The following is a 26,062-nucleotide window of genomic DNA, read 5'->3' as shown; positions in this document are numbered from 1 at the left end:
GCTTTGGGCCTACCACCGGATCCAAAGGCCACCCCTTGGTGCTCCCCGCTTCGCCCGCGCCCCGCAGGGGCGCGGGCGAAGCGGGGGAGCACTGGAGAGGACGAACCTGTTCCCGGTGGTAGCTCACAAAGCTTAGCAACCACCGGCTATCCGAACGGCAGCCTTTCAGGATGCTCAATCCAAATGCCTGATTTCCAAACGAAAACGGGAAGTTGATTTTTTACAGTCCCTTAGTTGTTCTTTCTGTCTTTTTCCCTGAACCCCGAACCCTGAACCCTGAACCCTGTTTTACTCGCTCTTCAATTTTCGCAACAACTCAGCCACCGCGCTTCCGATTCGCTCAACTGAAGCCTGCTGCTTGGCGTCTGTTAATTGTCCATTTTCGTCAAACGCGCCAAAGGCACCTGGAACGGCGACCTGATCGGGAATCACAATCACCCCGATGTTGCCGAGGATCATCCGAATATGAACCAGCCCTCTGAGCCCGCCCAGCCCACCCGGAGAGGCGCTCATCAGCCCGGCGACTTTGCCGGTGAAAGCAGCCAGCATCGGTTCACCCTGGGATGGGCGCGATACCCAATCAATCGTGTTTTTCAAAAGCGGGGCAATCGAACTGTTGTATTCAGGCGAGGCAATCAAAAATCCATCGTGTTGTTTCATCAGTGCTTTGAGCTTGAGCACATTTTCCGGCAAGCCCTGGTCACCTTCCAGATCACCGTCATAGATCGGCATTGGAAAATCACGCAAGTCAATCAATGTTACATCCGCACCGGCGGATGTGGCTCCGTGAGCAGCAATTGCCACCAGTTTTTTGTTGACGGAATCTTTGCGGGCACTTCCGGCAAACGCCAGGATTTTCGGCACATACGTCATAATTGGATCATCTTTCTTTTCAGGAAATGGTGAGTATTGGGGGGAATATGGATGGATTGGTAGTTTGTTACAAATTAATATTCCAGGTCAAAGCAAATGGTTTGACTTCGCCGGAATCGGTTTCGGTTGGTGTCAGCGGTAACTCTAACCCCAAAATTGTAGTATCGTCGCGTTGCGGCTCGCCAGCCTGATACTCGACTAAAAAATTTGTCAGGGCAGATTTTTGGTCCCCAATGGTGAACGCTGAGGTTTCCATCAGGAATTTCTTCAAGTGCTTGGTCCCAATCCGCCCTCGATCTGGACCAGCCTGATCGGCATAGCCGTCAGTGGTGAGAAACAACCGGGTGCCGTCTCCGACGCTGATTTCACAATTGGTAAAAACACGCGGAAGATTGAGTTCCCGGCCTCCGATAGGTTTGCGGTCACCTTTGATTTCTTCCACTTTCAAGTCACCGGTTTCGGTTTGATTGACCAGATACAACGGGCGGTTGGCGCCGGCGAACGTAACGGAATACCCTTCGATCTTACAAAGACAAATTTCCATTCCATCCTGAGTTTCACTATCCTGTTCATTCTGATTGAGAATTTTTTGAACGCCGATGTGAAGCCGATTGAGAATCTGGGCTGGTTCCAAAATTCCTTCATCTCCAATAATTTGATTGAGTAACGTCGTACCGATCATTGACATAAACGCACCCGGAACGCCATGCCCGGTGCAATCAGCCACCGCCACAAAAATCTGTGGTGTTGGGGTGGAGGGGCGGACATACATCCAAAAAAAATCCCCAGACACAATATCTTTGGGCTGAAAGATCAGAAAATAGTTTTTTAAGTAATGATCAAGCATTGCCGGCTGAGGCAGAATTGCTTTTTGAATCCGCCGGGCATAATGGATGCTGTCTAAAATCTGCCGATTTTTTTCTTCAATGCTATCGCGTTGCCGGGAGACTTCTTGAAAGGTAAACGCCAGTTCATCGTGGAGTCGCTTTTTCTCAAGGCACGCTGAAATGCGAGCTTTCAAAATCGCGGGATTAAAGGGTTTCAAGAGGTAGTCTTCCGCGCCCATTTCGATACATCGAACAATGTTGTCAATGTCTTCAAGGCCCGAAATGACCAGCACCGGAATGTGTCGGTAGATCGGCGATGCTTTTAATTGCTCAAGCACCTGAAACCCATCAATCTCGGGCATCAAAATATCCAGTAAAATGAGATCAAACTGTTGATGAGCAATAATTTCCAGGGCTTCTTTGCCATTTTCCGCTGTTTCAACTCGATGTCCATTTTTCTTGAGCAATTGTGCCAGGATCTGGCGATTGACACGATTATCATCAACCACCAGAATGGATCCATTCAGTGGGCAGAAGGCGTCAGAAGATGATTCCTCCCGAGGTTCATTCATAAGCTGCCTGAGAGTTGAAGTGTATCAACAAATTCAAACCGCAATCAGTCTCAAAGGTTATTGATTGGAAGGGTAAAAGGTGCATTTCGGAAAATACACCCTTCAATTTTCTCACACAAGGCTTCACGCTTTGATCAGCTTTCCTGACTTGATTTCTTCTGGCACCGCCCGGCAGGCATTGCGGGTGTCAACCACCAGTTTGGCGTGGCGCACGACCTCGCCGTAGTCAATCACATCGTGTGAAGTGGCAATCAACACGGCATCAACTCCAGCTATGTTTTCCGGGGTCAACGGCAGTGATTCAATCCCGGCATATTTGGGGTGCTGGCGCATGTAAGGCGCAACCGGAATGTAGGGGTCGTGGTAGCAGACATCGGCGCCGCGTTCGAGCAACAGGTCCCAGAGCACAAACGACGGCGATTCCCGTGGGTCGTCTACGTTCTTTTTGTAGGCCAGCCCTAAAATCATCACCTTCGAATGTTTCAATGGTTTCCCGGCATCCGAAAGGGCCTCCATCAACCGGGTGATGACATATTTGGGCATGGCGGTGTTGATTTCCCCGGCCAGTTCAATGAATTTGGTCTGAACCCCAAACTCGCGGGCTTTCCAGGTTAAATAAAATGGATCGATCGGAATACAGTGTCCACCGAGCCCTGGACCAGGCTCAAACTTCATAAATCCAAACGGTTTCGTCCCAGCGGCATCCAACACTTCCCAGATATCAATTCCCATGCGTTCAAACACCACTTTTAATTCATTGACCATGGCGATGTTGACGCTTCGGAAAATGTTTTCAACCAGTTTGGTGGCTTCAGCGACCCGTGTGGTCGAGACCGGCACCACGGTTTTGACGGCTCGCTGATAGAGCAAACATCCAGCTTCACGGCATTCTTTGGTCAGGCCGCCAATCACCTTTGGAATGTCACGAGTGCCGAAATTGGGATTGCCGGGATCTTCGCGTTCCGGCGAAAACACGACCAGAAAGTCTTCACCCGCTTTTAACCCAGAGCCGGCTTCCAGAATTGGAATCAGATCTTCTTCTGTGGTTCCTGGATAGGTGGTTGACTCAAGACTGATCAATTGACCACGACGGACAAATGGGGCGATTGATTTACCGGTCCCGGTGACATACGACAGGTCAGGTTCGCGGTGGGCATCGAGTGGGGTCGGAACACAAATCAGGATCGCGTCCTGATCGGCAACTTTGGAAAAATCAGCCGTTGCCGTAAGTCTTCCTGCCGTGACCTGCTCGGCAATGTCTTCTGACTGAATGGTTTTGATATATGACTTCCCGTGGTTGACCGATTCCGTCTTTTTTTCATCCACGTCAAACCCGGTGACAGGGCACCCATTTCGGGCAAATTGAATCGCCATCGGTAACCCGACATATCCCAGGCCAATAATTCCGACAGCCGGTGCTGATTTCTGTTTTGCTTTCCATTCCATAGTCTATAAATTCACTTTCGATTGAAGAATAATACCAGTCAGTAGTCAGTAGTCAGTAGTCAGTAGTTCACTAAGTTTATTTGATTGAATTACTTAACTGCTTTCTAATGAGAGAGTTTCATTCCAAAATGGTATAACCGCCAGGAAGTTGCCGAATTGTGGGACAAAAGCTGGTTGAGCCAACGCTGGCAGGTTACGGTTCTAAATGCAATTGGTGTGCTGTAACTCGTAAGTTCTGAAGAAAAATGAAAAAAACGGGCAGAGACTACCACTCCTGACCCGTGATGCCAACTGTTTGAGGTTCGGGGTTCGGGGTTCAGGGTTCAGGGTTCAGGGTTCTCAAAAATGGGCGCAGTTCAAAGCAGCAGCGCCCTTCCAGATTGTCACCCTGTCATCTTGTCACCCTGTCACCCTGTCATCCTGTCACCCTGTCACCTTGTCATCCTGTCACCCTGTCACCCTCTCACCTTGTCACTTGATCACTTTCCGCTCAGCCAGCGGTCCCGAACGCCAAAATCCTGCCGGTCAGTGGTTTCAAATGTAACCAGTCGCCATTCGGCAGTTCGAATCGTTTTGACGATAGCTTTGAGCACGAGCGGTTTTCCATCACGAATGGCATAAACCGGAAAGCGTTTTCCATCCTGTCCCTGGTACATTCGCTGAAAATCATTCGTCCAGGTCGGAGAATCAAGCGCAATATCACCCAATCCAAGCAGAAGGTCGCCTTCCTTGACTCCGGCCTTCCCAGCAATTGAATCATCAACCAGGGCCGTCACCCGGTTTGAAGCATCCAGAAACGCCCCGAGGAATGGAATCTGGAGTTCCTGTTGTTCAAGCCGGAGCCCCGATTGTTCGAGAATCCCCCGAATCGGTAGCGGGTCCGTGCCGCTTACGTGGCGATCAAAAAACGTTTTCGGGCTTTTCCCGAGCGTGCGGCCAATGCAGGAAATTAAGTCATCAGTCGTAAACCCCTGGTTTCGTTTGTAGCGTTCGGCATACAACCAGCGCATCACGTCATCCAGTGAAGATTTCCCCTGGGTTTCCTGTCGAATTTTTAAGTCCAGGAGCAACGCAATCACCGCCCCACGCGCATAATAATCAACGGCAAAGGGCTGACTGAACCCGCCGGCGCCGCCCATCCAGGTGTTAATGCTGGCTTCTTCGACTGAAATATACTTTCCGGGCTCTTCAGAAACCGTCCGAATAATCAGGTTTGCCAGTAATTGGAGAAACTCGTCAGGTGTCACCAATCCGGCCAGGAGCAGCCCCCGCGTTTCATAATACCGGGTAAAGCCTTCTGAAACCCAAAGAAGCGGTGTAAACACCCGGTCATCATAGCGATAGGGCCAGAGTTCAGCCGGACGAATCCGTTTGACGTTGTAGGCGTGAAAATATTCGTGAGATGCGAGCCTGAGCGTTTCAAATAAGCCCGCCACCGAGTCTTCGGGTTTGAGTTCAAGCGATACATACGAATTATTGTGTTCCAGCGCCCCGCGCACCAGTTCAGGGTTGGTCACAAAAATGTTGATTGTGCAGTATTTGGAAAAAGGAGACTCTCCGAAGATGTTGCCAAGGGATTCATAGATCCGGGCGCATCGTTGGGCCAGTTCCTGGGCCAGTTCCGGTGTGAGCGATGATTTTGGGGCATACACAAATTCGTGCGGGATACCCTTGACTGGAAGTTCAATCCGGTCAAATTCGCCAACCAGTGCCGGAGCGTCAATCAGTTCGTCAAAATTTGCGGCTTCAATCTGGCCATCTTTGACGGCCAGTCCACAGGCAACATTCCATTTGTCAGGGAGAATCAGCCGAAGCGAATGCGGAATGGTTGATTGTTGACCTTTGACATAAAACACGAAATTTGAAGGATTAAGCAGCCCATAGGTCGGTGTCAGGAAAGCCGTGTGTAACTGAATCTGGTCAGCCAGATAATCAAATTCGACTAACACTTCATTGACGTTGCTGGTATTGATGGCCCAGGAACTGGCAGTGAATTTTCGATAGGCAGCTTTGCGACCAGCCTGATCAGTGACGGTCACGCGCAGGAGATTGCGGGCATAGTCTTCAACGACATAATGCCCCGGCGTCCAGATCGGCAAGCCAAGTTCCAGGACGGGTTGCTGGATGTCTCGAATGACCGTTTTGACGTGAAATACATGCGTCTCCAGTTTGGAAATCGTGACCGTGGTTTCGACTTTTGAAACGGCCAAAACCGGAGGGGAATTGACAGCAATCCCAATCAGACTGAAAAGAAAAATCAGAAATTGAATCGTCCAGGAGTTCAGTTGCATGGCGATGCCTCTTTGGGGCTTGGATCTGAAGAAAACCAAAATCGGTTTCTTGGAAGAACCACAACATAAATTCATTCAAAGCGAATTGAGGGTGAAAAAACAAGCTCACCACAGAGGACACAGAGGGCCACGGAGGAAAATCATGGAACCCAAATATATCTGTTCCCCTTTGTTTTCTGGTTTGGCTCAAGAGATCGAAGATACGTCATAGTCATTTCTGAGCGATTCCGCTCTTTTGCAAGCAATATTATGTTGGAAAGAATTGTAAGGATGATGTATAGTTTGGCCTTCTTTCTCCGTTTACCTTTGCTGGCAATTTCTACCACACACTTTTTATTTCACAACCAGTAGTACTCCTCCTCGCAAGTTGGCTGAAGTGTTTGACGTCTGAGTCCATCATGGAATTGGCGCACATTGCGTCATTAACTCTTTCTTCGTCAAGAAGAAAGGAGGTTTTGCCATGTACCTCGTGTTATTTGAGACATCTGGAAATCAGGGCTATATTTTTGCCACCAATAAACTCCGTGAAAATATTGGCGCTTCCGAATTGACCTTTCGAGTCGGCACTCAGTTCGTGTTAGAGGCGATTCGGGAGCTTGGAGGGCCAATCATATGCGCTTCAGACTCTGACCGACGGCGCAGCGATTTGCTCGACTCAGCCGTGAATCCCTGCCTGGAAACTGGAACGAACCCAATCGAAGTTGTGGTTGCCACCTCGGGGAAAGCCATTCTTCTGGCGAAAGATGAGGCTGTTGCCAAATTGCTCATCACCAAAGTGACGGAACTAACCCTTCGCGAAGCACCGGGGTTGACAGTTCACGGTGTTTTTGGAAAAAGCTTTGACATAGACCAGGTTGACGCCAATTGTGTCAAACAGTTGGTGGAAGAGGTTTACCATCGGTTGGAAGAAGTCCGGTTTTCGCTGCCTGGGCCTGACCAGCGGTTTTTGCGGTTGCCAGTGGTGGCTCCCTGCAAAACCAGTGGATTGCCGGCCAGTGTGTATGATGATTTGGATCCAATTTCAGACGAACACGCCGAACGATCCGCTGTTGCCCTGGCAAAGCGTCAAGCCAGCGAAGATGGGAAAGAGCGCTTAAAAGAATTGATTGAGCGCAAAACCGGGTACATTTACTCGTTTAAGTCAACCAACGAATTGGAAAAGAAGTTACGAGAACTTGATTGGGTGGCTGTGATTCACGCCGACGGAAACGGGCTGGGACAGGTATTTCTCAAGTTTGAAAAATTTATTGGGGAACCTGCCGCTGGTTGTTCTTTTGGCCGGCATTATTTCGACACGTTGCGGCGGTTCTCGCTCTCGCTCGACATCGCGCTTGAAGAAGCGTTCAGCTTCGCTGTTAAAGAACTGGCGCGGCGAGATTTATCCTACCGACTCAAAACCAACAGAAAGGCTGATAAAGACAAACTGTACGTGCCGCTCGTGCCGCTCGTGCTGGGTGGTGATGACTTGACGGTTTTATGCGATGGCGAGCATGCCCTTCAGTTTACAAGGGATTTTGTACGGCACTATGAACAGACGACAAAGGGAGAAGGATTTGAGGAAACACGGCAAGATCTGGCTCGGATTGTCAAAACCACTCTTCCAGCCATTGTCAGAGATGCTTTCCCAAAACCAGTCCAGGGGCTTTCGATTTGTGCCGGCGTGGCAATTGTCAAACCGCATTTTCCGTTTCACGCTGCCTATGAACTGGCCGAAAGCCTGCTCCAGTCTGCCAAAACAGTGAAAACCAAAGTTGTTGTTCCGGAGAAAATTCGGGTTGTCCCTTGTTCGACGCTCGACTATCACGTGTTGTATGACTCCAGCAACGTCGAGTTGAAGCGCATTCGCGATGAATTGACCATTACCAAAAAAGGTAATGTCGAATCATTCTTATTTGCCCGGCCCTATGTGATTTCGTCGAATTCAGAAGATTTTGGTATTACTGATGAATCAAAACAATGGATCAACCTTCGGCGATGGAACGACTTGGAAACCAGAGTTCGTGCAATGCGGGTGAGCGACGAACAAGACCCATCCAGACGCAAACTGCCCACGGGAATGCTCCATATGCTGCGGGAAAGTTTGTTTGAAGGCGTTGATCATGCCGAAGCGCAATTGGAATTGATCAAACACCGGTACCTTGAGGAGGGGATTGAGAAAGTTCTGTGGAGCGACAAAAAAACTCTTTTTTGTCAGCTTGATTTCAATCAAAAACAACCAGGTTCCGATCTCGAACAGCCGCCAGATTCAGATCCAAAGCAGTCAAAGCAACCAAAGCAGCCATCAATTACCGGTTTTTTAGACGCGCTCGAAATTGTTGAATTCTGGCAGGACGACAACCACACCGGAGGCACTCCCAATGACAAAGCCAATTGAAATTGAAGCGTCACCACAGTGGGGGCTCAAAAACGAATTTCAGATTGAACTGGTCATGGAATCCGACTGGCACGTGGGTTCTGGAACCGGACGTCCAGGCAATGTTGACCGGTTGGTGATTCGTGACCAGGACAAATTTCCCTTTGTGCCCGCGAAAACGGTGACAGGCATCTGGCGCGATGCCTGCGAACTGGTCGCATTGGGCCTTGATGATGGAAATTCCAACGGCTCCTGGTTGCAACTTGTGAAAACAGTCTTTGGCTCCCAGCCCAGCCTGGTGCGGGAAAGCGACCGGGATGAACTCGAATCGGGCCCAACTCCCGCTGGCCTGAAAATCACGCCCGCCAGACTGTCGGAATCGTTGAGAACCACTTTGTGCCAGAACCACCTGTCTTCTTTTCGACAGGCGCTCACGTTTGTCAAACCCGGCATTGCCATTGACCCTGATTCGGGGAGCGCCAAAAAAGACTTCCTTCGTTTTGAGGAAATGGCTCGCGGTGGCATGCGCCTGACCGCCACCTGTAGTCTGGACCTTCCAGTTGAAAGAATTGACCGCCACGCGGTTTCGGCCTTGCTTCTGGCTGGGGCGCGGCTGGTGAAACATCTTGGCGGCAAACGCCGTCGGGGTGCTGGTCGCTGTACCCTGAATGTTGGAAATCCTAAACAGTTTTTGGATGTTGTGAACTGGTTGGAAACAAACAATCCGAATCAAAATTCTCACTCAACGGACGAAAGTAATGCTGAACAACCGCTTGGAAACAGCAAGCGGCCTGGCCAATGGTTCAAGGTTGAACTGAAACTGGAACTCAAAACGCCACTGGCGATTGTCACTCGAACGCTTGGGAACGTGGCGGAAACGCTCGACTTCGTGCCGGGAACGTACCTGCTTCCCTTTGTAACGAAGCTTCTGAAAAAAATAGGCTTTGACCCGCACCCAGCTTTTGCCGGCGGTGAACTGATGGTTTTGCCGGCAACGCCAGTGGTTCACAATCAGCGTGGGCTACCAGTGCCGTTTGCGCTTTCTAAGGACAAACTGGCTGATGATTTTGAGCCAGAGAAGGTTATCAACCGCTTTAAAGAATCAGCCAGTGAACAGCAAATGAAACCTTATCGTGAAGGCTTCATCAGTGACACAACGGAAAAAATCCTTCCTTCATTTGAAAAAACCCATCGCTCGTTGTTGACCCACAATGTGGTTGAGGACCAGAGGCAACGTCCGACGGAAGAGGTCGGTGGGGTGTATTCCCGAGAAGCCATCGCGGCTGGAACAATCCTGCGCACAGAACTTCGTTTCACCCAAAACATCCTGGATGAACTGAACAAAAAGGAGAACGACTGGTGGAAACGCCTGGAAGAAACGTGCCGGCTGGGTGTTTCCAGCAAAGATGATTATGGCGAAGTTCAAGTGTGTGTTGTTTCAGAACCCAGGTTTGTTACACGGACAATCCCAATATCAGAAGATACGCTGACCGTCTGGCTGGTGTCAGACGTGCTGTTGCGAGATGCCGCCCTACGACCTACCACTGATGTATGTGATTTGGCCCAGGCACTTGAGCGGAATCTGACGGGAGTCACCCTGAAGGTTCAGAAACCCCCGATGGATCAATTGATTACATCGCTCATCCGAACCCGCCGAATCGAATCCTGGCAGACCAAATGGGGATTGCCTCGCCCAAGCTTGGTGGCTCTGGCGGCTGGTTCCTGTGTTCAGTTTGCAGTGACGGGAACTATAACCGCCGACCAACTGGCCCAGATTGAAGCCAGCGGAATTGGCGAGCGGCGAGGCGAGGGCTACGGCCAGGTGCGGTTTAATGACCCGTTGCTGACTTCAAGACTCAATGATTGGAAGCCTGTTCCAGACCCCAAACCAGAAGGCGGCGAAGAGAAGAAGAATGATCCAGGGAATGGCGAACCTCCAAAACTGGTTCCCAAAGACGACCCGGACTTTGCGTTTTTCAAACAGCTTGAAACCGTCGTCTGGCAAGAAGCCATTGAACGGGCAGCCCTTCACCTGGCAAATGAAGAGTCAAATCGGAAAAAAGTCCTTGGAATCAAAATCAAGTGCTCAACAGATGGAAAGCCCGAATCGGAGCCCTCCCTGAGTCAGTTGGGAAGTTTGAGAGCTGTGATTCGGAAAGTTCAGCATCATTCTGAAAAGACGCTGATTCGCGACTGGGTGGAGCATTTACGAAAAACACCAAATCGAAAAGACAAATGGCCAGATGGAGCACTGAAAAAGGTCGAAGGTTTAATAGATGATGCCCATGAAGCCATCTGGAAAGTCATTGAATCAAGCGCGGGGAAACTGCCTCCGGTGTGCACGGTGGACGGAGAAACCCGGCTCAAGGAATTTTTGTGGCCGTATGCCCTGCAAACCGTGGTTGAGGCTGTGCTCCGGGCCCACAAACGCGACTGCGAACCCAGGAAAGGAGATACCGGTTATGGCGCGTGAAATTGTTGAGCAGCTTGTGATTCAAGGGGTTATCGAGGCTGAAACCCCACTCCATGTTGGTGGGGCGTTCAGTTCGTCGGAAAGTGATTTGCCGCTGGCGCGCAATGGCAAGGGAATTTGGTATATCCCGGGCACCAGCCTGAGTGGGGTCTTTCGCGCCTGGTGTGAACGACATTTTGGAAAAATAATCACTGATCAAATGTGGGGAGACCACTCCAAAAAAGGTGAAGAAACTAAAGGCCGGGCCAGTCTGGTGACCGTTGCTGACGCAGTGGTTTGCCTTCCTAAAAACAGTCATATTGAAATTCGCGATGGCGTTGGCATTGATCGCGTGACGGGAACAGCCGCTGACCGTTTCAAATTTGATCGGGCAGTCTTACCCCGAGGAAGCCATTTTGGATTGAACCTGCGCTTTGACCTGCCATCAGAAAAAGGTCTGCCACTTTGCAACCCCATTCATCGCCCACTGTGTAGCGCTGTCTTTGGTCATTTGGCGCAGTCCTTACAAAAAGGTGAATTTTGTTTGGGAGCAGCCAAAACCCGTGGCCTTGGGCAGGTTCGACTGGTATCGGTGTGTATTCGACGGTTTACAGAAATCAATCGCCGCCAAGGAATGCTGGCATTGCTTCGAAATAACGCTGAATCACTTTCAATTAAAGACTTGCTTTCAGAAGGTCAACTCCACCAACCCCAACCAGGGAAACGTTTTGAGTTTCAACTCTTTTGGCAACCTCGTGGACCGGTGATGGTCAAAGCCGGATATGACGGAATCGCGGTTGACTCGCTTCCCTTGGTCAGCGCGTATGGTGCCGGCCAGGTGGCGTTTGTGCTGCCGGGAAGCTCGATCAAAGGGACGCTCCGCAGTCACGCTGAGCGAATTATGCGGACGGTATTCATTTCTTCTGAGGATGAATTAAACGAACCACATCCTTTTCCCAAACAATTAGAGGTTTTGTTGGCACAAGAAGTGTTCGGCATGGCGGCTAAATCAGAAAATACGCAAGGCCAAGAAAAGACTCCAAAACCTGGGTTAGGTGCATTGTCCGTTGCTGATTGTTTTGCCGAAGAGAAGTTTACTCGGGCCAAATGGGACGCCATAGAAACAGTGGCGAAAGGGAAAGAAACCGATGAACCGTTGATGACCGCCATTGGTGAAACCGGCGCCAAACACCTGACCCCAGCCTACCACGTCTCAATTGACCGCTGGACAGGAGGTGCTTCAGACAGCGCCTTGTTTAGCGTTCTCGAACCGCACGGAATTTCCTGGGAACCAATCAAACTGCGGCTCAATCTGGAGCGAATCGAAGAAAACAAAAGACTTCCAGCCCTGGGACTGGTTTTGTTGGTGTTGAACGACGTGTTGCAGGGCCGGATCCCGTTCGGATTTGCCGTCAATCGTGGGATGGGTGAAATTGAGGTTGAACGGATTGAGCTCAGCGGAACTGGTTTAGATAGAAACCTGGCCAGCTTTACCAATTTTTCCTGGAGTAAAACCTGTCCGCTACCAGCGGATGTGTGTGAACACATCAACCTGGGCTGGCGGCAATGGATTGCGGATGAAAAGGAACGAACACGTGCTCAACAACCGCAAAAGGCAGGTGCGCAATGACCGACACCAATTCTGGAACGCTCTGGTATTGGCAATCACCCCAACCGGTTTCCCTGACTCAGGCACTCTCCTTCCTGATGTCGGGGAAGCCTTTGTCCACCCCTTTGACGGCATTGCTCTATTCACCACAGGCGTGTCAGTTCGGGGTTGTTGATAACCAGGGAAATATCCTTGGGCCCGATGGAAAAGCGATTGAATTGCAGACCGTGTTTGAAGCCCGTGCCTTTGGTGAAATTGGCGAACTTCGCTGGCTGCAGAAACACTCAGGCCAGGGACCAGCAGTTTTCTTGACTGAAAATAAGGAATTTCAGTGCGATGGGTTTAACCAACCGTCTCCAAAAGAGTTTTATTCAACCATTTCCCAAACCTATTTGTTGTGGGGAAAGAGTCTGAACAAGCCAGATCTTTTGCCAGGATGGAGTTTGCTTGCCGAAGCACGAATTGGGAAATTGCCGGTGCCAGTGGAAAATCTCAAGCCGTCCGAACGAGTCCAGATCAATGCCCGCGAATACATTGCGATTGAAAAACCCTATGGCAATGCCTTTGTGTTCGAAGAACGCCTGATCAACCTGGAGGTCGCCCAAAATGTCAAAAAATAAATCATTTAACACACCACGCATCGTTGGGTTTGATCCTAAACCCATCCCGGAGCAAAAGATGGCACAGAATTCTCAAAAAGGTGACTTCCACAATCCCTACAATTTCATTCCGGCCCCACCCCGAGATAAAGCGAACGGAACGCCGCTTGGGGATAGCACTCCAGCGGGACACGACCGTTTCGTAGCTGAGCTTTATAGTGGAAAACTCCGGGTGCGAATGACGACCGCAACGCCATTGCTCGTTCTGGACGCCGCCAAAGCCGAAGAAGTTAATAAGGATCACCATAAAAGCTACCCGGTGCGCCTTGGACCGGACGGGAAGCCGTACATTCCACCGACTTCGGTCAAAGGAATGCTGCGCTCAGCCTTTGAAGCGGTGACCAATTCGAGGTTTGGAGTGTTTCACAAAAACAGTGAACGGCTCGCATTTAGAATGGAAACAACTGAAGGCATATTTCTTATCCCAGCACAAATTATAAATGTAACTGATCAATTGCAAGTAAAGCTGTACACTGGAACATCCCACATCGGGAGCAAAGATGGTAAGGATGGCGTTCCCCAAGGCCCGCTTTACGCAGCCTGGTTGAAAAGATATGACTTCTCTTCAAAAGCGGTATCAAAAAATGCCTTGATCTATGCAACTAAAGGGCTTCCTGCTCATGGAGACCAAGTAGAGAGTTGGATTGAGAAATTTCAACACTACCGATGGGATAACAAGAAAAAAACACACATTCCAGATTTTAAGTATTGGAAGGTAAGGAAAATTGTTCCTCAAGGTATCTCCCCAGGTAATGCCCCCTCTTCTAGTATTGCAGGCAAAAAAGAAGACAGAAGATCGTTTCATGAGCCTTTAGGTGAAGATCTGATTCGAGTTTCTGGGATTGTCTGTATCACAAATAAAAATATTGACCGGAAACACGATGAACGAGTGTTCTTCTCAACAAACAAGCCTGAGTTGATTCTGCCTCTTCAAGGCAACATCAAAGATGCCTGGAAAAAACTCATAAAAGGATACCAGGAACTTCATGTCGAAGAACTGAAAACTGGACAAGTAGGACCCTCTGCACTCCAGAATTCGGTTTGGTCTCGGCATATTGCTGGAAATCAGTCAGAAACCGAATTGAAATCAGGTGACCTTTGCTATGCTCGGGTTGAAAAAGATGGGAACAGTTGGAAAATACTTGGGTTATACCCGGTGACCATCTCTCGTGATTTACACGAAGTTTCTCCAGCCAGTCTGTTACCCGAGTCACTGCATCCAGCAAAAGTCGAAAAGGAATTTTCTCCAGCAGATCGGGTCTTTGGCTGGGTCAACCAGAATGGTCAGGGCGCCTATCGAGGTCAGCTTCGGGTTGGTTTTGTCGAATGTACAACCTCAAATGCCCTTGAGTCTTTCATCAATGAAAACAGTTCGAACCGAACTTCTGACCCTGGGTTTCCACTCAATATTCTGGGACAGCCCAAACCCCAACAAGGACGATTTTATATCGCCAAAAATAAAGAAGGGGACGCTCAACTATCTGGCCAGGGAACCCGCAAAACAACTGGCTATGACAATGCTTCAAAAGGACTTCGCGGGCGAAAGGTTTATCCACATCACGCTGAGCTTCCAGAAAATCATTGGTCGGACCCAGTGACTGACAGAACACAGACGCCCACCAAAAATGCCAGCAGGCACGATGTCTATCAAGAATACCGCCGCTCATCAGGAAAAGAAGAACGTAACAACCAGAATCGCTCCATTCAAGGCTGGGTCAAGCCACAGACATGCTTTGAATTCGATATTCACCTGATGAATTTGTCGGAAGTTGAAGCCGGCGCTTTGTTGTGGTTATTGAATTTGCCCAAAAACCATTACCATCGTCTGGGCGGAGGAAAACCGTTCGGATTTGGAAGCCTTCGACTTGAATTGATCGAAACCGATCTCAAAACAGGAGCTGAATTATCCGCTCAGTACCAGGACCTGACCCGTCTTTCAAATCAGTCCAGCACTCCTTCTCTTCACCCTGAACCCTTGATTCAAAAATTTCAGGAAACCGTTCGGCAGGCATACGTCAAAGGAAACACACCATTTGAGGAAGTTGGATTTATTGCGGCTTTTCTTCGGGCCAGTCAGGGATTTTCGGATGGCTTGCCGCTTCACTATCCACGAGTTGAGGCCGCGCCGCTTCCTGACGGCGAGTCATATAAATGGTTTACGGCAAACAATCGTCCCGAGAACCGTCATTCGCTGCCTACCCTCATGATGGACAAAGGATTACCGATTTTACCTGAGAAGAAAAAATGAATCGAAAAAGTAAGTAACCTGGCGAAACCTCCAGCGGTCACAATACCTGAAAGGAGAACGAATATGGCATGCATCTTAGTCAGTCTTGTGAGCGAGCAGACCATCCCGAATCTATTGTTGATGAAAGAATTATCTGGGGTTGACAAATACTTATTGATCAGCACGAAAGCAATGGAAGAAAAGGATCGGTCAACGTGCATCATCGCTGCTTCCGGCCTTCCTGAAGAGCAATTTAAACGCATACTGGTTCAAGAAGATGTTCTTAGTTCGATTGACGAACAATTGAGAGCTTTATTTAGAAGGCGTTCTACAAGCTCAGACGATCCGTTTCTGTGCAATACAGATGAGTTTATCGTAAATCTGACCGGCGGGACCAAGATCATGTCAATCGCCACGTACAACTGCTTCAAAGAACGGAATAGTAAAATTTATTACATTCCAATCGGAAAAAACCAATACTTTCAAATTTACCCAGAAATACCCAGTGGAGAACATCCCATCAATTACCGCGTAGATATTCCAACCTATTTAACTGCTTATGGCGTTACCATTGAAAACTCTAAAAAAATCTACTCTGTAAAGAAAGACGCCGATCAAACACAACGGTTTTTTGACTGCTATATCAAGGCCGCGCCATCTGATTTAGAGTTGATCGATAGTCTTCGAGAGTATCGCAAGAAGAAAATTGCAATTGCAGAAGTGGATGGACTTGCTTCATTTCTTGAACGATTTTCATTTCGACCTTCAGATCCTGAAAACCTCTCCAAAGATGATGTCAAATACCTGACTGGCGATTGGTTTGAGGAATATGTTTTCTCATTGTTCAAATCAAAGCTTCAGTTTAGTGATAAATACATCGCCACTGGAATCAATATTCGTCGTAGGCAAACTCCGAATGAGTTTGACGTTATGTTCATGCTCCAAAATAATTTGCATGTGATTGAATGTAAAACCAGTATTGGTGATGGGGACAAAAGTATTCTCGTTGAAACATTGTACAAAAGTGCCGCTCTTCGCAAGGATTTTGGGTTAGCGGCCAAAACCTATCTCTTTACTTTAACAGAGGGTGGCAAGGAGAAAACTCAGATCAAACCAGGTGATATTGATCGAGGAAGAATGTTGGGGGTTGATATCATTGACAGAGGTATTTTGTTGGATCAGAACAAGTTAGACGGATTCTTCCAAAAACTCCGCTAATTAATCCTGACTTAACCAAAAGATTGTTGAGGATGACTTCGGCACATTGGCTTGAGAAAAAAACCTCTCGCCTGAAGGCGATACTCTGAACTTTGGTTTCGTCAGGCATGAGCCGGTTCCAAAAATCAAGTTGTTGAACTGGTGTGGAGTTCTGTATCTTTGGAGGAGTCCAGCGAACTGTACCACCACTTCATCAGCAAGGAATCTGGCATGAAACTGACTTTGATTTTTCAAACTGGCTCGCTTGCCGGGCAACAACGCCAACTTGAGCAGGGCTCATTCTTACTTGGTCGGGCACCTGACTGCGCTATTCAGTTTGACGCCCAGCGCGATACGCTGGTCTCAAACCGACACGCTGTCATCCAACGTGAAGGCGACGCCTTTTTTCTCCTCGACCAGAACAGCACCAATGGCACGTTCCTCAATGGCAACCGCGTAGGCCGCACCCAACTCAACCCTGGGGATGTCATTATGTTTGGGAACGGCGGTCCCCAAATCCTGGTGGTGATTGAACAAGCCCGCTCTCAAACCTCACCTTCGCCGGGTCAGCAAACGACCGTTGCCGCGACGTCTTATTCATCTCCGCCGTCTGGAAATCAAGGCGGGTACGGTGGGCCACCTCCACCCTATGCACCGCCAGGGCCACCGATGGGCATGACGCCTCCACCGGGCTATCCGCCGGCGCCGCCTCCACCCCCAATGCCACAAATGGGAATGCCACAACCACCGCCGCCGCCAATGCCACACATGGGGATGAATCCTCCTCCCGGCCAGTTTGGTGCCAACCCTTACGCGGTGAGCCAGTCAGTGTCGCAAGGTATTCCCTCCTGGCATGGCGGAATTCGAAACACCGTGACCAATCTTGGAATGTATAACCCCGACCAGGGGCGAATGGCACAGAAAGAGCAGGCTGTCAGCCCGATTGGAGTCGGGTGTGGCGCGATCAGTATCATTATTCTAGCCGTTCTGGTTGGGCTTATTTTGTTATCAAACCTTGGGCCCGTCGGAATTATCATCGGCGGGATTACGGCCTTTATTCCAGTTCCGCTGTACCTGTTTTTGTGGCTCTGGCTGGACCGCTACGACCCGGAGCCAGCCTGGGCGCTGGCGCTGGCGTTTGCCTGGGGGGCGCTTGGGTCGGTTTTCATTTCTATCATTGGAAATACACTGTTTGAAGGAATTGCTTCATCCATTTTTGGCCCCGAAGCCGGCAGTGCGATGGCGGCCATCATTTCCGCTCCGATTTTTGAAGAAGGTTCCAAAGGATTGGGCGTGCTGCTCATTGCACTGTGTTTGCGCAACGAATTTGACGACGTTGTGGACGGCATCGTCTATGCCGGAGTCGTGGCGCTCGGGTTTGCCGCAGTCGAAAACATTCTGTACTACGGACGCCAGTTTAATGAAATGGGCGTTGTCGGTCTGGTCATCAACTTCTTTGTGCGCGGCATTATGGCGCCGTTTTCACACTCGATGTTTACCGCCATGACCGGCATCGGATGCGGGATTGCCCGCGAATCACACAACAAAGCCGTTCGGTTTCTGGCGCCGTTTGCCGGGCTGATTCTGGCCATGATCCTTCACGCGCTGTGGAACACGATTGCCACCTTCCTCAATTTCTTTGTTTTTTACTTTGTGATTCAGGTGCCATTGTTCCTGGCATTCATTGGCGTGCTGTTTTTCCTGGTTCGTCGCGAAGGAAAGATCATTCGCGAGTCATTGATGGTCGAAGTCCAGCGCGGGCTGATTTCACAGGAACAACTCGACATTGCCACTTCGATGGTCAAGCGGGCTCGCTGGACAATGGGAGCCTTTGGAAACTGGGGCAGATTTCAGGCCCGGCGGCAATATTTAACCGCCATTGCCAAACTGGGATTGTGCCACTGGCACGCCAAACGCGCCGCCCAGGCTCAAGGGCAAACCCAGAGCCTGCCGCTCATCCCCCGCTTCCAGGCTGAAATTTTAGGCTTACGCGAAAAAATTGTTTAACTGAGCGAAGGAGCGAAGAGAACAGCGAGTAGCGAGTAGCGAGGTAGCGAAGAGAACAGCGAGTAGCGAGTAGCGAGGTAGCGAGTAGCGAAGAGAACAGCGAGTAGCGAGGTAGCGAGGTAGCGAGTAGTCAATCCAGTGAAAAGCAAATAGTTCAAATCTATTTCGAAAGTGTCAACACGTTGACAGTCATTTAATTATATGGAATAGAAGGCTTTAAATCGGGAAACTCATGTGAGCATGGTCACTTGATTTTGCCTGCTGACTACTCGCTTTTCACTTCGTTACTCGCTTTTCACTTCGCTCGTTCATACTGCACCGGCCATTGAATCTGGTGGTTAAGTTCGTGGGCAGCGTGAAGCGGCCAGTACGGATCGCGCAGCAGTTCCCGCGCCAGCAACACGACATCGGCCTGACCGGTGCGGATGATGTGGTCAGCCTGCGCCGCCGAAGTAATCATCCCCACGGCACCGGTTGGGAGGTTCGCTTCGCGCCGGATGGCTGCGGCAAATGGCGTCTGAAATCCTGGGCCAACCGGGATTGGAGCACGAGCGACATTGCCTCCCGAGGAACAATCAATCAAATCAACCCCAAGCGTCTTCAATTTGGCTGCCAGTTCGATGGATTGCGGTAAATCCCAGCCGTTTTCAACCCAATCCGTCGCAGAAATCCGCACAAACACCGGGAGCGATTGTGGCCAGACATCACGAATCCGGGCGGCAATGTTACAAAGCAACCGGGTTCGATTGTCAAAACTGCCGCCATATTCATCTTCCCGGTGATTGGAAATCGGAGACAAAAACTCCTGAATCAGGTAGCCGTGTGCCGCGTGGATTTCGACGACTTGAAATCCAGCCGCCAGTGCCCGATGGGCCGCCGCTTCAAACTGGCCGGTCAGTTCGTGGATTTCATCAAGTGAGAGTTCGCGGGGTGTCGGGTATTTGTCAGAAAAAGGAATCGCGCTGGGACCGACAATGTCGTCCCATCCACCATCATCGGGAGTGACGGGTTGGCCTCCGCGCCAGGGTTGGGCGGTGCTGGCTTTGCGTCCGGCGTGGGCAAGCTGGATTCCGACCGCCGCGCCGTGAGCTTTGACAAATTCGGTAACCCGTTGAAGCGCAGGGATATGCTCGTCCTTCCAGATGCCCAAATCCTGTGGAGAAATCCGGCCATTGGGAGTAACGGCGGCGGCTTCAGTGAAAACAAGCCCGGCACCACCAACAGCCCGGCTGCCCAGATGAACCAGATGCCAGTCGGAGGCAAATCCATCTTCGCTTGAATACTGGCACATCGGGGACACCACAATCCGGTTGCGCAGGGTCAGGTCACGAAAAGGTATCGGTGAAAATAAATGAATCGGTTGCATTGTTGGTGTAACTCCAGTTCCATCAATTTTGGGGCAGCCTACCACGACCGATATATCAGCTAAAGGTTTGTTTCCCTCATCCAATTTGGTCATTCCAGATTGTACTGACATTAGATTAAACTCATTCAGAGCGAACTGGCCTTTGCCTTGAGATGCACTTGGCCGAATCCATTTTCTGAAACTGGAAGAAGCCGGCACGCAACCGCTCATTACAGACAAGCCGAACAAATTACTGGATCCGGCCCAAACATCGGTCACACAAAGTATTCCAAAAAAACGACCTTTTGGACAAACTGAAGAAACTACGGAGTCAGTTCATATGTCAAATCTTCACATTCAGCACCGACCACAACCTGTCTCACAGCCAGCAGGTGGAACCACAACGGTGGCTTTACAAATAACGCCACAGATAGACCAGGAAAAACTCCTGGAGACGCTCACCAAAATCACTGAGGTTAACTTCGGCAAACTGGTTTTTCTGCTTGGCGCCGGAAAAGACATTCCGGGTGATGGTGTTCCCCAGACCACACGCGCCGTGAAGCTACTCGAATGGGCTGAAGCTCACAACCGTTTGCCGGAACTGGTCACGACCCTTGAAACCAAAATCCTGCATCGCCCTTTGTAGCCTTCCTCGACGCCACTGGTACACCCAGGGGAAGGCTCATCAATGTACCGCAACGCAATCCGTGTTTTACCGCCCGTGAAGACATCCTCGAACGCATTTCCGATGTGCTCAACACTGGGGGTGGCAGCGCTGGATTAACCCAGCCGCCTGCCGTGAGCGGGCTGGGCGGAATCGGCAAAACCGAGATTGCCAAAGAGTTTGCCCATCGCTGGGCATCGTCCTACGAACTGGTCTTCTGGATGACGGCTGATTCGAAATCCGCTGTGATGAGCGGGTTTCGGCTGCTGGGTAAACAAGTTGGTGTCGTGGGTTCGGATGAAACGGTCCCGGATGAAGTCGTCCGCCACCAAGTCAAGCAGTGGCTCAACGACCACGACCAGTACCTGCTGGTGTATGACAACGCTGACGACCTCAATCTGATTATGGACTGGCTGCCTGACAACCGGACCGGACGCCGCCACGTGCTGCTGACGACCCGTGCCAGTTCGACTCGGAAAGTGGCTACGAAAATTGAAGTTGAGAAACTTCCGCCTGAATCGGGAGCGTGGGTATTGCTCCGATGTGCTGAAAAGATTGGTCCGGAAGTGACGCTTGAAACCGCCGCACTTCGTCCAGATTGGGAGGATGCCAAAGCGGTATCAATCGCACTTGATGGCCTTCCGCTTGCGCTTGACCAGGCCGGCGCCTATCTTGCCGAAAAAGAATTGACTCCGGCTGACTATCTGCGGCATTTCGAGAAACGCAAAGCCAAACTACTCAAGGAACGAGGAACAATCACCAAAGACCATCCGCTGTCGGTCTGGGTGACGTTTACCGATGCCTTCACCGCCATCAAAGAACAGAGCGAAGCGGCTGGAGAACTGGTCGTCCTCTGTGCCTTCCTGGCGCCAGACAATATTCCTGATGCGATATTTCGTGACGGGGCTGAATATTTGGGCGACATCCTTGGCCCGGTTGCCGCCGATGAAGTTGAGTTTGCCGAAGCCTACGGTGTCGCCTGCCGGTTTTCGCTTCTGCGTCGGAATGCAGACCGGACATTTACCATTCACCGGCTAGTGCAGGAAGTCATCCAGGCTGGGCTACCTCCAGAGGAACAAAAAACCTGGGCGGAACGGGCAGTCAATGCAGTGGCGCTGGCCTTCCCAAAGGCTGATTTTGAGAACTGGGACACCTGTGAACACCTGTGGCCACAGGTTGAATCGGCCAAGGCTCTGGTCAAAACCTGTCGGTTTGATTTTCCCAATGTCGTGCTCCTGCTCAATCGCATGGGAGACTATTTGTATTTTCGATCTGCACGCTATGTTGAAACTGAATCACTATTGCTGGAAACGTTGGAGATTTATCAAAAGGGTTTACCTGCCGGGCATCCCTACATCGCCACCAGTCTCAACAATCTGGCGTTGGTGTATCAGTCGCAAGGGCGATCTGGGGAAGCTGAACCGCTGTATCTGGAAGCTTTGGAGATGAGGCGAAAGGGTTTACCCGCTGGCCATCCCGACATTGCCAACAATCTCAACAATCTGGGGACGTTGTATAAATCGCAAGGGCGCTATGGGGAAGCCAAACCGCTTTATCAGGAAGCCTTGGAGATTGATCGAAAGGGGTTACCCAGCGGGCACCCTAGCATTGCCACTGATCTCAACAATCTGGCAGGGTTTTATGAGTCGCAAGGGCGCTATGGAGAAGCTGAACCGCTGTATCTGGAAGCGTTGGAGATTTATCGAAAGGGTTTACCCGCTGGGCATCCCTTAATCGCCACCAATCTCAACAATCTGGCGGCGTTGTACGACTCGCAAGGGAGATATGGGGAAGCCGAACCACTGTATTTGGAAGCGTTGGAAATAAGGCAAAAGAGTTTACCCGCTGGCCATCCTGACATCGCCAGTAGCCTCAACAATCTGGCGACCTTGTACTACAAGCAAGGGCGATGTGTGGAAGCCGAGCCACTGTATCTGGAAGCGTTGGAGATGAGGCGGAAAGGGTTGCCGGCTAGCCATCCTGACATCGCCACCAGTCTCAACAATCTGGCGTTGCTGTATCATTCGCAAGGACAATATGCAAAGGCCAAACCGCTGTATCTGGAAGCGTTGGAAATAAGGCAAAAGGGTTTACCCGCTGGCCATCCCGACATCGCCAGTAGTATCAACAATCTGGCGGGGTTGCACGACTCGCAAGGGAAGTATGAGGAAGCCGAACCGCTCTATGAGGAGGCAGTTGCCATCTGGCAAAAGTCGCTGGGCACCTCACACCCCACCACGCTGATCGGGATGCGGAACTATGCCTGTCTGCTCCGCGCCCTGGGTCGCGATGCCGAAGCGGAAACGCTCGAAACCGAAATCCGCGCCACCCAGGAATCCCCATAGTTTGAGAGACCAAACCTTCCGAAGGAATCCCATCAAAATAATGCCAGTTTGTAGTCAGTAGTCAGTAGTCAGTAGTCAGTAATGCGAATGAAGAGTTGAAAAAAGAGCGGATTTGAGCCCAGGAACTGGGCGGAAGGCATGTAGCCCAGGGTTTTAACCCTGGGAAAACGTCGCCTCCTCACCCCCGCCCGGCCAGCCGCCGCCTACGGCGGCGGCTGGCCGGGCGGGGAAAGTGTGGGAAGTGACCGGTTCCCAGGGCTCGAAGACTCGCCCTGGGCTACGAGCCTTCGTCTACTTCGTAGACTGAGAGCCAAAAACGGCTTCAACCCTTAACTGGCATTAGTATTATTTGGTGCTGGCGGGTTCGGGAAATTCTAAACTGTACAATCGTCGTTCAGTTTCGACTTTAAAGTGGCGAAAATCCCCGACCAGATCCCGCTGGCCTTTTTCCAACCGGTCAAGCCGTTGGTCAATTTTATCAAGTCGCCCCTTGATTTCGGCTACCTCACGGTTTAATTCCTGAAACTGCGGGTTAATTTCAGTCACAATGAGATCACGGATAACCCGCACGAGTACCGCTTCAAGGTCGTTTCGGGTGAGATAGTTTTCGGGTGGTGGATATTTTTTGGTTGGATCGTCGCTCATTATGAAAACTCCTTTTTGGTCTTTGTTCGATTTTACGCAAAAAACAGTAATGGTTCAACGCTCGGAAAAAGTGCGTATTCAACCAGTTATCGTTCAGTTCGGATAACTGACAGCGCAACCATCAGGGTCATAAACGCCAGGATAAGAAACCCGTGGCCTTTCCGTTGGTATTGAATACTGCTCTTGTCGGGTTTGGGTCTCGTCCTGACCGTGACCGTGGGCTTCGCACCACGGCTATTAAACGACGACCCTCCGGGCCTAAAATCCTTATCCTGGCGCTTATGCCCATGAATCCTGTTTTTCCAACCCCCAACCCCTAACCCCCAACCCCTGTTTTCCCCATTTCACAGCTTGCTGATTTTTCCAAATCACATCACAATGCGTGGCAGCACCACCTATCTTTCCTGGATGGTACTCCTTCATGCCCCAGGATCAACCTTCGGAAATACCTCAGAACTTATTGGAACGACTGCACCTGGTGCCGGATCGTCCACTCAATTACCTGCCCCGTCCGACTGAGCTTGAAGCACTCAAAAAGCTGATTCTGGCGGAACAGAATTCGTCTGTCGTGATTGCCGGAAAAACCCAGTCTGCGCATTCCCGGATTGGCGTCCACGGAATGGGCGGTATCGGCAAATCGGTGCTCGCGGCGATGGTGGTTCGTGAACTGGAAGTCCTGGAAGCCTTCCCCGACGGCATTTTCTGGGTGACGATTGGTCAGACGCCACAGATCAAACTCATCCAAAGCGAACTGGCCTTTGCCTTGAGCGGCACGCACTTCACCTTTGAAACCGAACACCAGGGAAAAATGCGCCTCGGAGAGCTGCTCCGAACCCGGCACTGTCTTCTGGTACTGGATGACGTCTGGGAAAGCCAGCACGCCAATTTCTTTAATGAACCTGGCACACACTCCCGGATGCTGGTCACGACGCGCAACGCCGAAATTACCACATCGCTTGGCGCGAAGTTATGGTCACTCAATCTTTTGAACAAGGCTCAGGCGCTGGAACTGCTGGCGAGTTGGGCCAATGAAGAACCGCACGCTCTCCCGACCGAAGCCGTATCCATCGCGAAACTGTGTGGCAACCTTCCACTGGCGCTCTCGCTCGCCGGAGCACTCGTCAATGATGGTCTCGACTGGAGCGACGTACTGGCTGCCCTCAACTGTGCCGACGTGGATTTCCTGGATGCTGAAAAAATCCCATCGGCCCTCAAAGTCAGCGTAGACAAGCTGCCGGAACTGGAACGAACGGCCTACCTGAAGCTGGCGGTTTTTCCAGAAGACGTTCCGCTTCCTGAAGCCACCTTGATGATGCTTTGGAAACAGGCGTTTGGGTTGCCTGACCATCGGTGTCGCGGGTTGATTCCAAAGCTTGAACACCGGGCATTGCTTCGGACGACTGAAGTTGAGTCCAAACGGTGGATTGAGCTTCACGACCTTCAGCATCTGTACCTGAAAAAGCTGGCCGGAAATCTGCAGCCCTTGCACGCTGAACTGGCCCAGGCGTACTGGAATGCCTGCCCCGGAGACTGGCACACCGGGCCAAACGACGGGTATTTCTTTGAGCGGTTGCCCTCCCATCTGGCACAGGCTGGGCTGAAGGAGGAATTGAGAAACCTGTTGTTTGATTATCGCTGGATGGAAGCCAAACTCGGGTATCTGGGTGTGGCGGCTTTGATGGCGGATTATCAAACAACCAGTGATGCCGAGGTGCGGTTGATTTACCAGACGCTCCAGCTTTCATCGCACATCTTAAATAAGGATAGAAAGCAGCTTCGGAGCCAGCTTTGGGGACGGCTGGCTGGGTTTTCATCGCCAAATACCCAGGCTTTGCTCAATCAGACACGTGAAACCAGTCAGGAGACCTGGTTGAGACCGAACTTTGCCTGTCTGACAACGCCTGGCGGGCCGTTGCTGTTTACTCTGGATGGACACCAGTACTCTGTAACCGCCGTGGCCATCTTTCCGGATGGGAAGCGGATTGTTTCAGGTTCAGCAAATGGCATACTCAAAATCTGGGATCTTGAAACCAGGGCAGAACTGGCCACCTTCAGAGGGCACACTGGAGAGGTGACGGCGGTGGCGGTGTTGCCCGACGGTCGCCGGCTAGTCTCGGCGTCCAGGGACGAAACGCTCAAGGTGTGGGAGGTTGAGACAGGAGCGGAACTGGCCACCTTCACCGGGCACACGTCTGGGGTGAAAGCGGTGGCGGTGCTCCCCGACGGTCGCCGGCTAGTCTCGGCGTCCGATGACCAAACGCTCAAGATATGGAATGTGGAGACCGGAGCGGAACTGGCCACCTTCACCGGGCACACGTCTGGGGTGACAGCGGTGGCGGTGCTGCCCGACGGTCGCCGGCTGGTCTCGGCGGCAGGTGACGGAACGCTCAAGGTGTGGGAGGTTGAGACGGGAACAGAACTGGCCACCTTCACCGGGCACACGTCTGGGGTGACGGCGGTGGCGGTGCTCCCAGACGGTCGCCGGCTGGTCTCGGCGTCCTGGGACCACACGCTCAAGGTGTGGGCGGTTGAGACGGGAGCGGAACTGGC

General features: G+C 51.0%; 16 protein-coding genes. 10 read left to right on the top strand and 6 right to left on the bottom strand.

Going from position 1 to position 26,062, the window contains the following annotated elements:
- Nucleotides 1-288: 288 nt before the first annotated feature.
- From HY774_28865 to HY774_28850, 4 genes are all read right to left on the bottom strand, one after another.
- A complete protein-coding gene (locus HY774_28865) occupies nt 289-873 on the bottom strand; it encodes an NAD(P)H-dependent oxidoreductase (GenBank protein MBI4752523.1) in 585 nt (194 codons plus the stop codon).
- Between the two features lie 67 nt (nt 874-940).
- Nucleotides 941-2,272 carry a response regulator gene (locus HY774_28860; GenBank protein MBI4752522.1) on the bottom strand — a complete coding sequence of 444 codons (1,332 nt, stop codon included), beginning with the start codon at nt 2,270-2,272 and terminating at the stop codon, nt 941-943.
- Nucleotides 2,273-2,395: 123 nt separating this feature from the next.
- Nucleotides 2,396-3,718, bottom strand: a complete 1,323-nt coding sequence (locus HY774_28855) for a nucleotide sugar dehydrogenase (GenBank protein ID MBI4752521.1) — start codon at nt 3,716-3,718, stop codon at nt 2,396-2,398.
- Between the two features lie 479 nt (nt 3,719-4,197).
- Complete coding sequence (locus HY774_28850) at nt 4,198-6,009, bottom strand: M61 family metallopeptidase (protein MBI4752520.1); 1,812 nt, start codon at nt 6,007-6,009, stop codon at nt 4,198-4,200.
- A 460-nt stretch (nt 6,010-6,469) separates the two neighbouring features.
- Here HY774_28850 and HY774_28845 point away from each other — a divergent pair, with 460 nt between their 5' ends.
- The 7 genes from HY774_28845 (at nt 6,470) to HY774_28815 (ending at nt 18,513) form a co-directional block, all read left to right on the top strand.
- Nucleotides 6,470-8,383: a hypothetical protein gene (locus tag HY774_28845; protein MBI4752519.1), complete on the top strand. Its 1,914-nt coding sequence runs from the start codon at nt 6,470-6,472 to the stop codon at nt 8,381-8,383.
- Complete coding sequence (locus HY774_28840) at nt 8,367-10,835, top strand: hypothetical protein (GenBank protein MBI4752518.1); 2,469 nt, start codon at nt 8,367-8,369, stop codon at nt 10,833-10,835. Before HY774_28845 ends, HY774_28840 begins: the two co-directional genes overlap by 17 nt.
- Nucleotides 10,825-12,444 carry a hypothetical protein gene (locus HY774_28835; protein MBI4752517.1) on the top strand — a complete coding sequence of 540 codons (1,620 nt, stop codon included), beginning with the start codon at nt 10,825-10,827 and terminating at the stop codon, nt 12,442-12,444. Before HY774_28840 ends, HY774_28835 begins: the two co-directional genes overlap by 11 nt.
- Nucleotides 12,441-13,043 (top strand): TIGR03984 family CRISPR-associated protein, encoded by a 603-nt coding sequence (locus HY774_28830; GenBank protein MBI4752516.1) that lies wholly within the window; start codon nt 12,441-12,443, stop codon nt 13,041-13,043. Before HY774_28835 ends, HY774_28830 begins: the two co-directional genes overlap by 4 nt.
- Nucleotides 13,030-15,330: a TIGR03986 family CRISPR-associated RAMP protein gene (locus HY774_28825; GenBank protein MBI4752515.1), complete on the top strand. Its 2,301-nt coding sequence runs from the start codon at nt 13,030-13,032 to the stop codon at nt 15,328-15,330. The genes HY774_28830 and HY774_28825 overlap by 14 nt, the downstream gene beginning before the upstream one ends.
- Nucleotides 15,331-15,393: 63 nt before the next feature.
- Nucleotides 15,394-16,527, top strand: coding sequence for a DUF1887 family protein (locus HY774_28820; protein ID MBI4752514.1), 1,134 nt, complete (start codon nt 15,394-15,396; stop codon nt 16,525-16,527).
- Between the two features lie 210 nt (nt 16,528-16,737).
- The gene (locus HY774_28815) at nt 16,738-18,513 is read left to right on the top strand and encodes a PrsW family intramembrane metalloprotease (protein MBI4752513.1); all 1,776 of its coding nucleotides are present in this window, start codon (nt 16,738-16,740) and stop codon (nt 18,511-18,513) included.
- A 295-nt stretch (nt 18,514-18,808) separates the two neighbouring features.
- Here the strand turns inward: HY774_28815 and namA are convergent, their stop codons facing one another.
- Nucleotides 18,809-19,879 (bottom strand): NADPH dehydrogenase NamA, encoded by a 1,071-nt coding sequence (namA, locus tag HY774_28810; GenBank protein MBI4752512.1) that lies wholly within the window; start codon nt 19,877-19,879, stop codon nt 18,809-18,811.
- Nucleotides 19,880-20,198: 319 nt separating this feature from the next.
- On the opposite strand from namA, the gene HY774_28805 reads away from it, so the two are divergent.
- Together HY774_28805 and HY774_28800 are read left to right on the top strand one after the other, a co-directional pair.
- Nucleotides 20,199-20,504, top strand: coding sequence for a hypothetical protein (locus HY774_28805; GenBank protein ID MBI4752511.1), 306 nt, complete (start codon nt 20,199-20,201; stop codon nt 20,502-20,504).
- Between the two features lie 104 nt (nt 20,505-20,608).
- A complete protein-coding gene (locus tag HY774_28800; protein MBI4752510.1) occupies nt 20,609-22,867 on the top strand; it encodes a tetratricopeptide repeat protein in 2,259 nt (752 codons plus the stop codon).
- A gap of 345 nt (nt 22,868-23,212) precedes the next feature.
- On the opposite strand, the gene HY774_28795 is transcribed toward HY774_28800, so the two are convergent.
- Complete coding sequence (locus HY774_28795) at nt 23,213-23,512, bottom strand: hypothetical protein (GenBank protein ID MBI4752509.1); 300 nt, start codon at nt 23,510-23,512, stop codon at nt 23,213-23,215.
- Between the two features lie 421 nt (nt 23,513-23,933).
- Between HY774_28795 and HY774_28790 the strand changes: the two genes are divergently transcribed.
- Nucleotides 23,934-26,062: hypothetical protein (locus HY774_28790; GenBank protein ID MBI4752508.1), on the top strand; the 2,129-nt coding region annotated here is incomplete at its 3' end.

It is taken from the genome of Acidobacteriota bacterium, from assembly GCA_016208495.1.
Classification (GTDB): Bacteria; Acidobacteriota; Blastocatellia; order Chloracidobacteriales; family Chloracidobacteriaceae; genus JACQXX01.
The sequence above is the reverse complement of the archived record's forward strand: the minus strand, read 5'-3'. Positions and strand labels throughout refer to the sequence as shown.

What these genes read in the sequence shown, in the direction of transcription:
- HY774_28865 (MBI4752523.1), bottom strand. Translation starts at nt 873, where the DNA reads ATGACGTATGTGCCGAAAATCCTGGCGTTTGCCGGAAGTGCCCGCAAA.
- HY774_28860 (MBI4752522.1), bottom strand. Translation starts at nt 2,272, where the DNA reads ATGAATGAACCTCGGGAGGAATCATCTTCTGACGCCTTCTGCCCACTG.
- HY774_28855 (MBI4752521.1), bottom strand. Translation starts at nt 3,718, where the DNA reads ATGGAATGGAAAGCAAAACAGAAATCAGCACCGGCTGTCGGAATTATT.
- HY774_28850 (MBI4752520.1), bottom strand. Translation starts at nt 6,009, where the DNA reads ATGCAACTGAACTCCTGGACGATTCAATTTCTGATTTTTCTTTTCAGT.
- HY774_28845 (MBI4752519.1), top strand. Translation starts at nt 6,470, where the DNA reads ATGTACCTCGTGTTATTTGAGACATCTGGAAATCAGGGCTATATTTTT.
- HY774_28840 (MBI4752518.1), top strand. Translation starts at nt 8,367, where the DNA reads ATGACAAAGCCAATTGAAATTGAAGCGTCACCACAGTGGGGGCTCAAA.
- HY774_28835 (MBI4752517.1), top strand. Translation starts at nt 10,825, where the DNA reads ATGGCGCGTGAAATTGTTGAGCAGCTTGTGATTCAAGGGGTTATCGAG.
- HY774_28830 (MBI4752516.1), top strand. Translation starts at nt 12,441, where the DNA reads ATGACCGACACCAATTCTGGAACGCTCTGGTATTGGCAATCACCCCAA.
- HY774_28825 (MBI4752515.1), top strand. Translation starts at nt 13,030, where the DNA reads ATGTCAAAAAATAAATCATTTAACACACCACGCATCGTTGGGTTTGAT.
- HY774_28820 (MBI4752514.1), top strand. Translation starts at nt 15,394, where the DNA reads ATGGCATGCATCTTAGTCAGTCTTGTGAGCGAGCAGACCATCCCGAAT.
- HY774_28815 (MBI4752513.1), top strand. Translation starts at nt 16,738, where the DNA reads ATGAAACTGACTTTGATTTTTCAAACTGGCTCGCTTGCCGGGCAACAA.
- namA (MBI4752512.1), bottom strand. Translation starts at nt 19,879, where the DNA reads ATGCAACCGATTCATTTATTTTCACCGATACCTTTTCGTGACCTGACC.
- HY774_28805 (MBI4752511.1), top strand. Translation starts at nt 20,199, where the DNA reads ATGTCAAATCTTCACATTCAGCACCGACCACAACCTGTCTCACAGCCA.
- HY774_28795 (MBI4752509.1), bottom strand. Translation starts at nt 23,512, where the DNA reads ATGAGCGACGATCCAACCAAAAAATATCCACCACCCGAAAACTATCTC.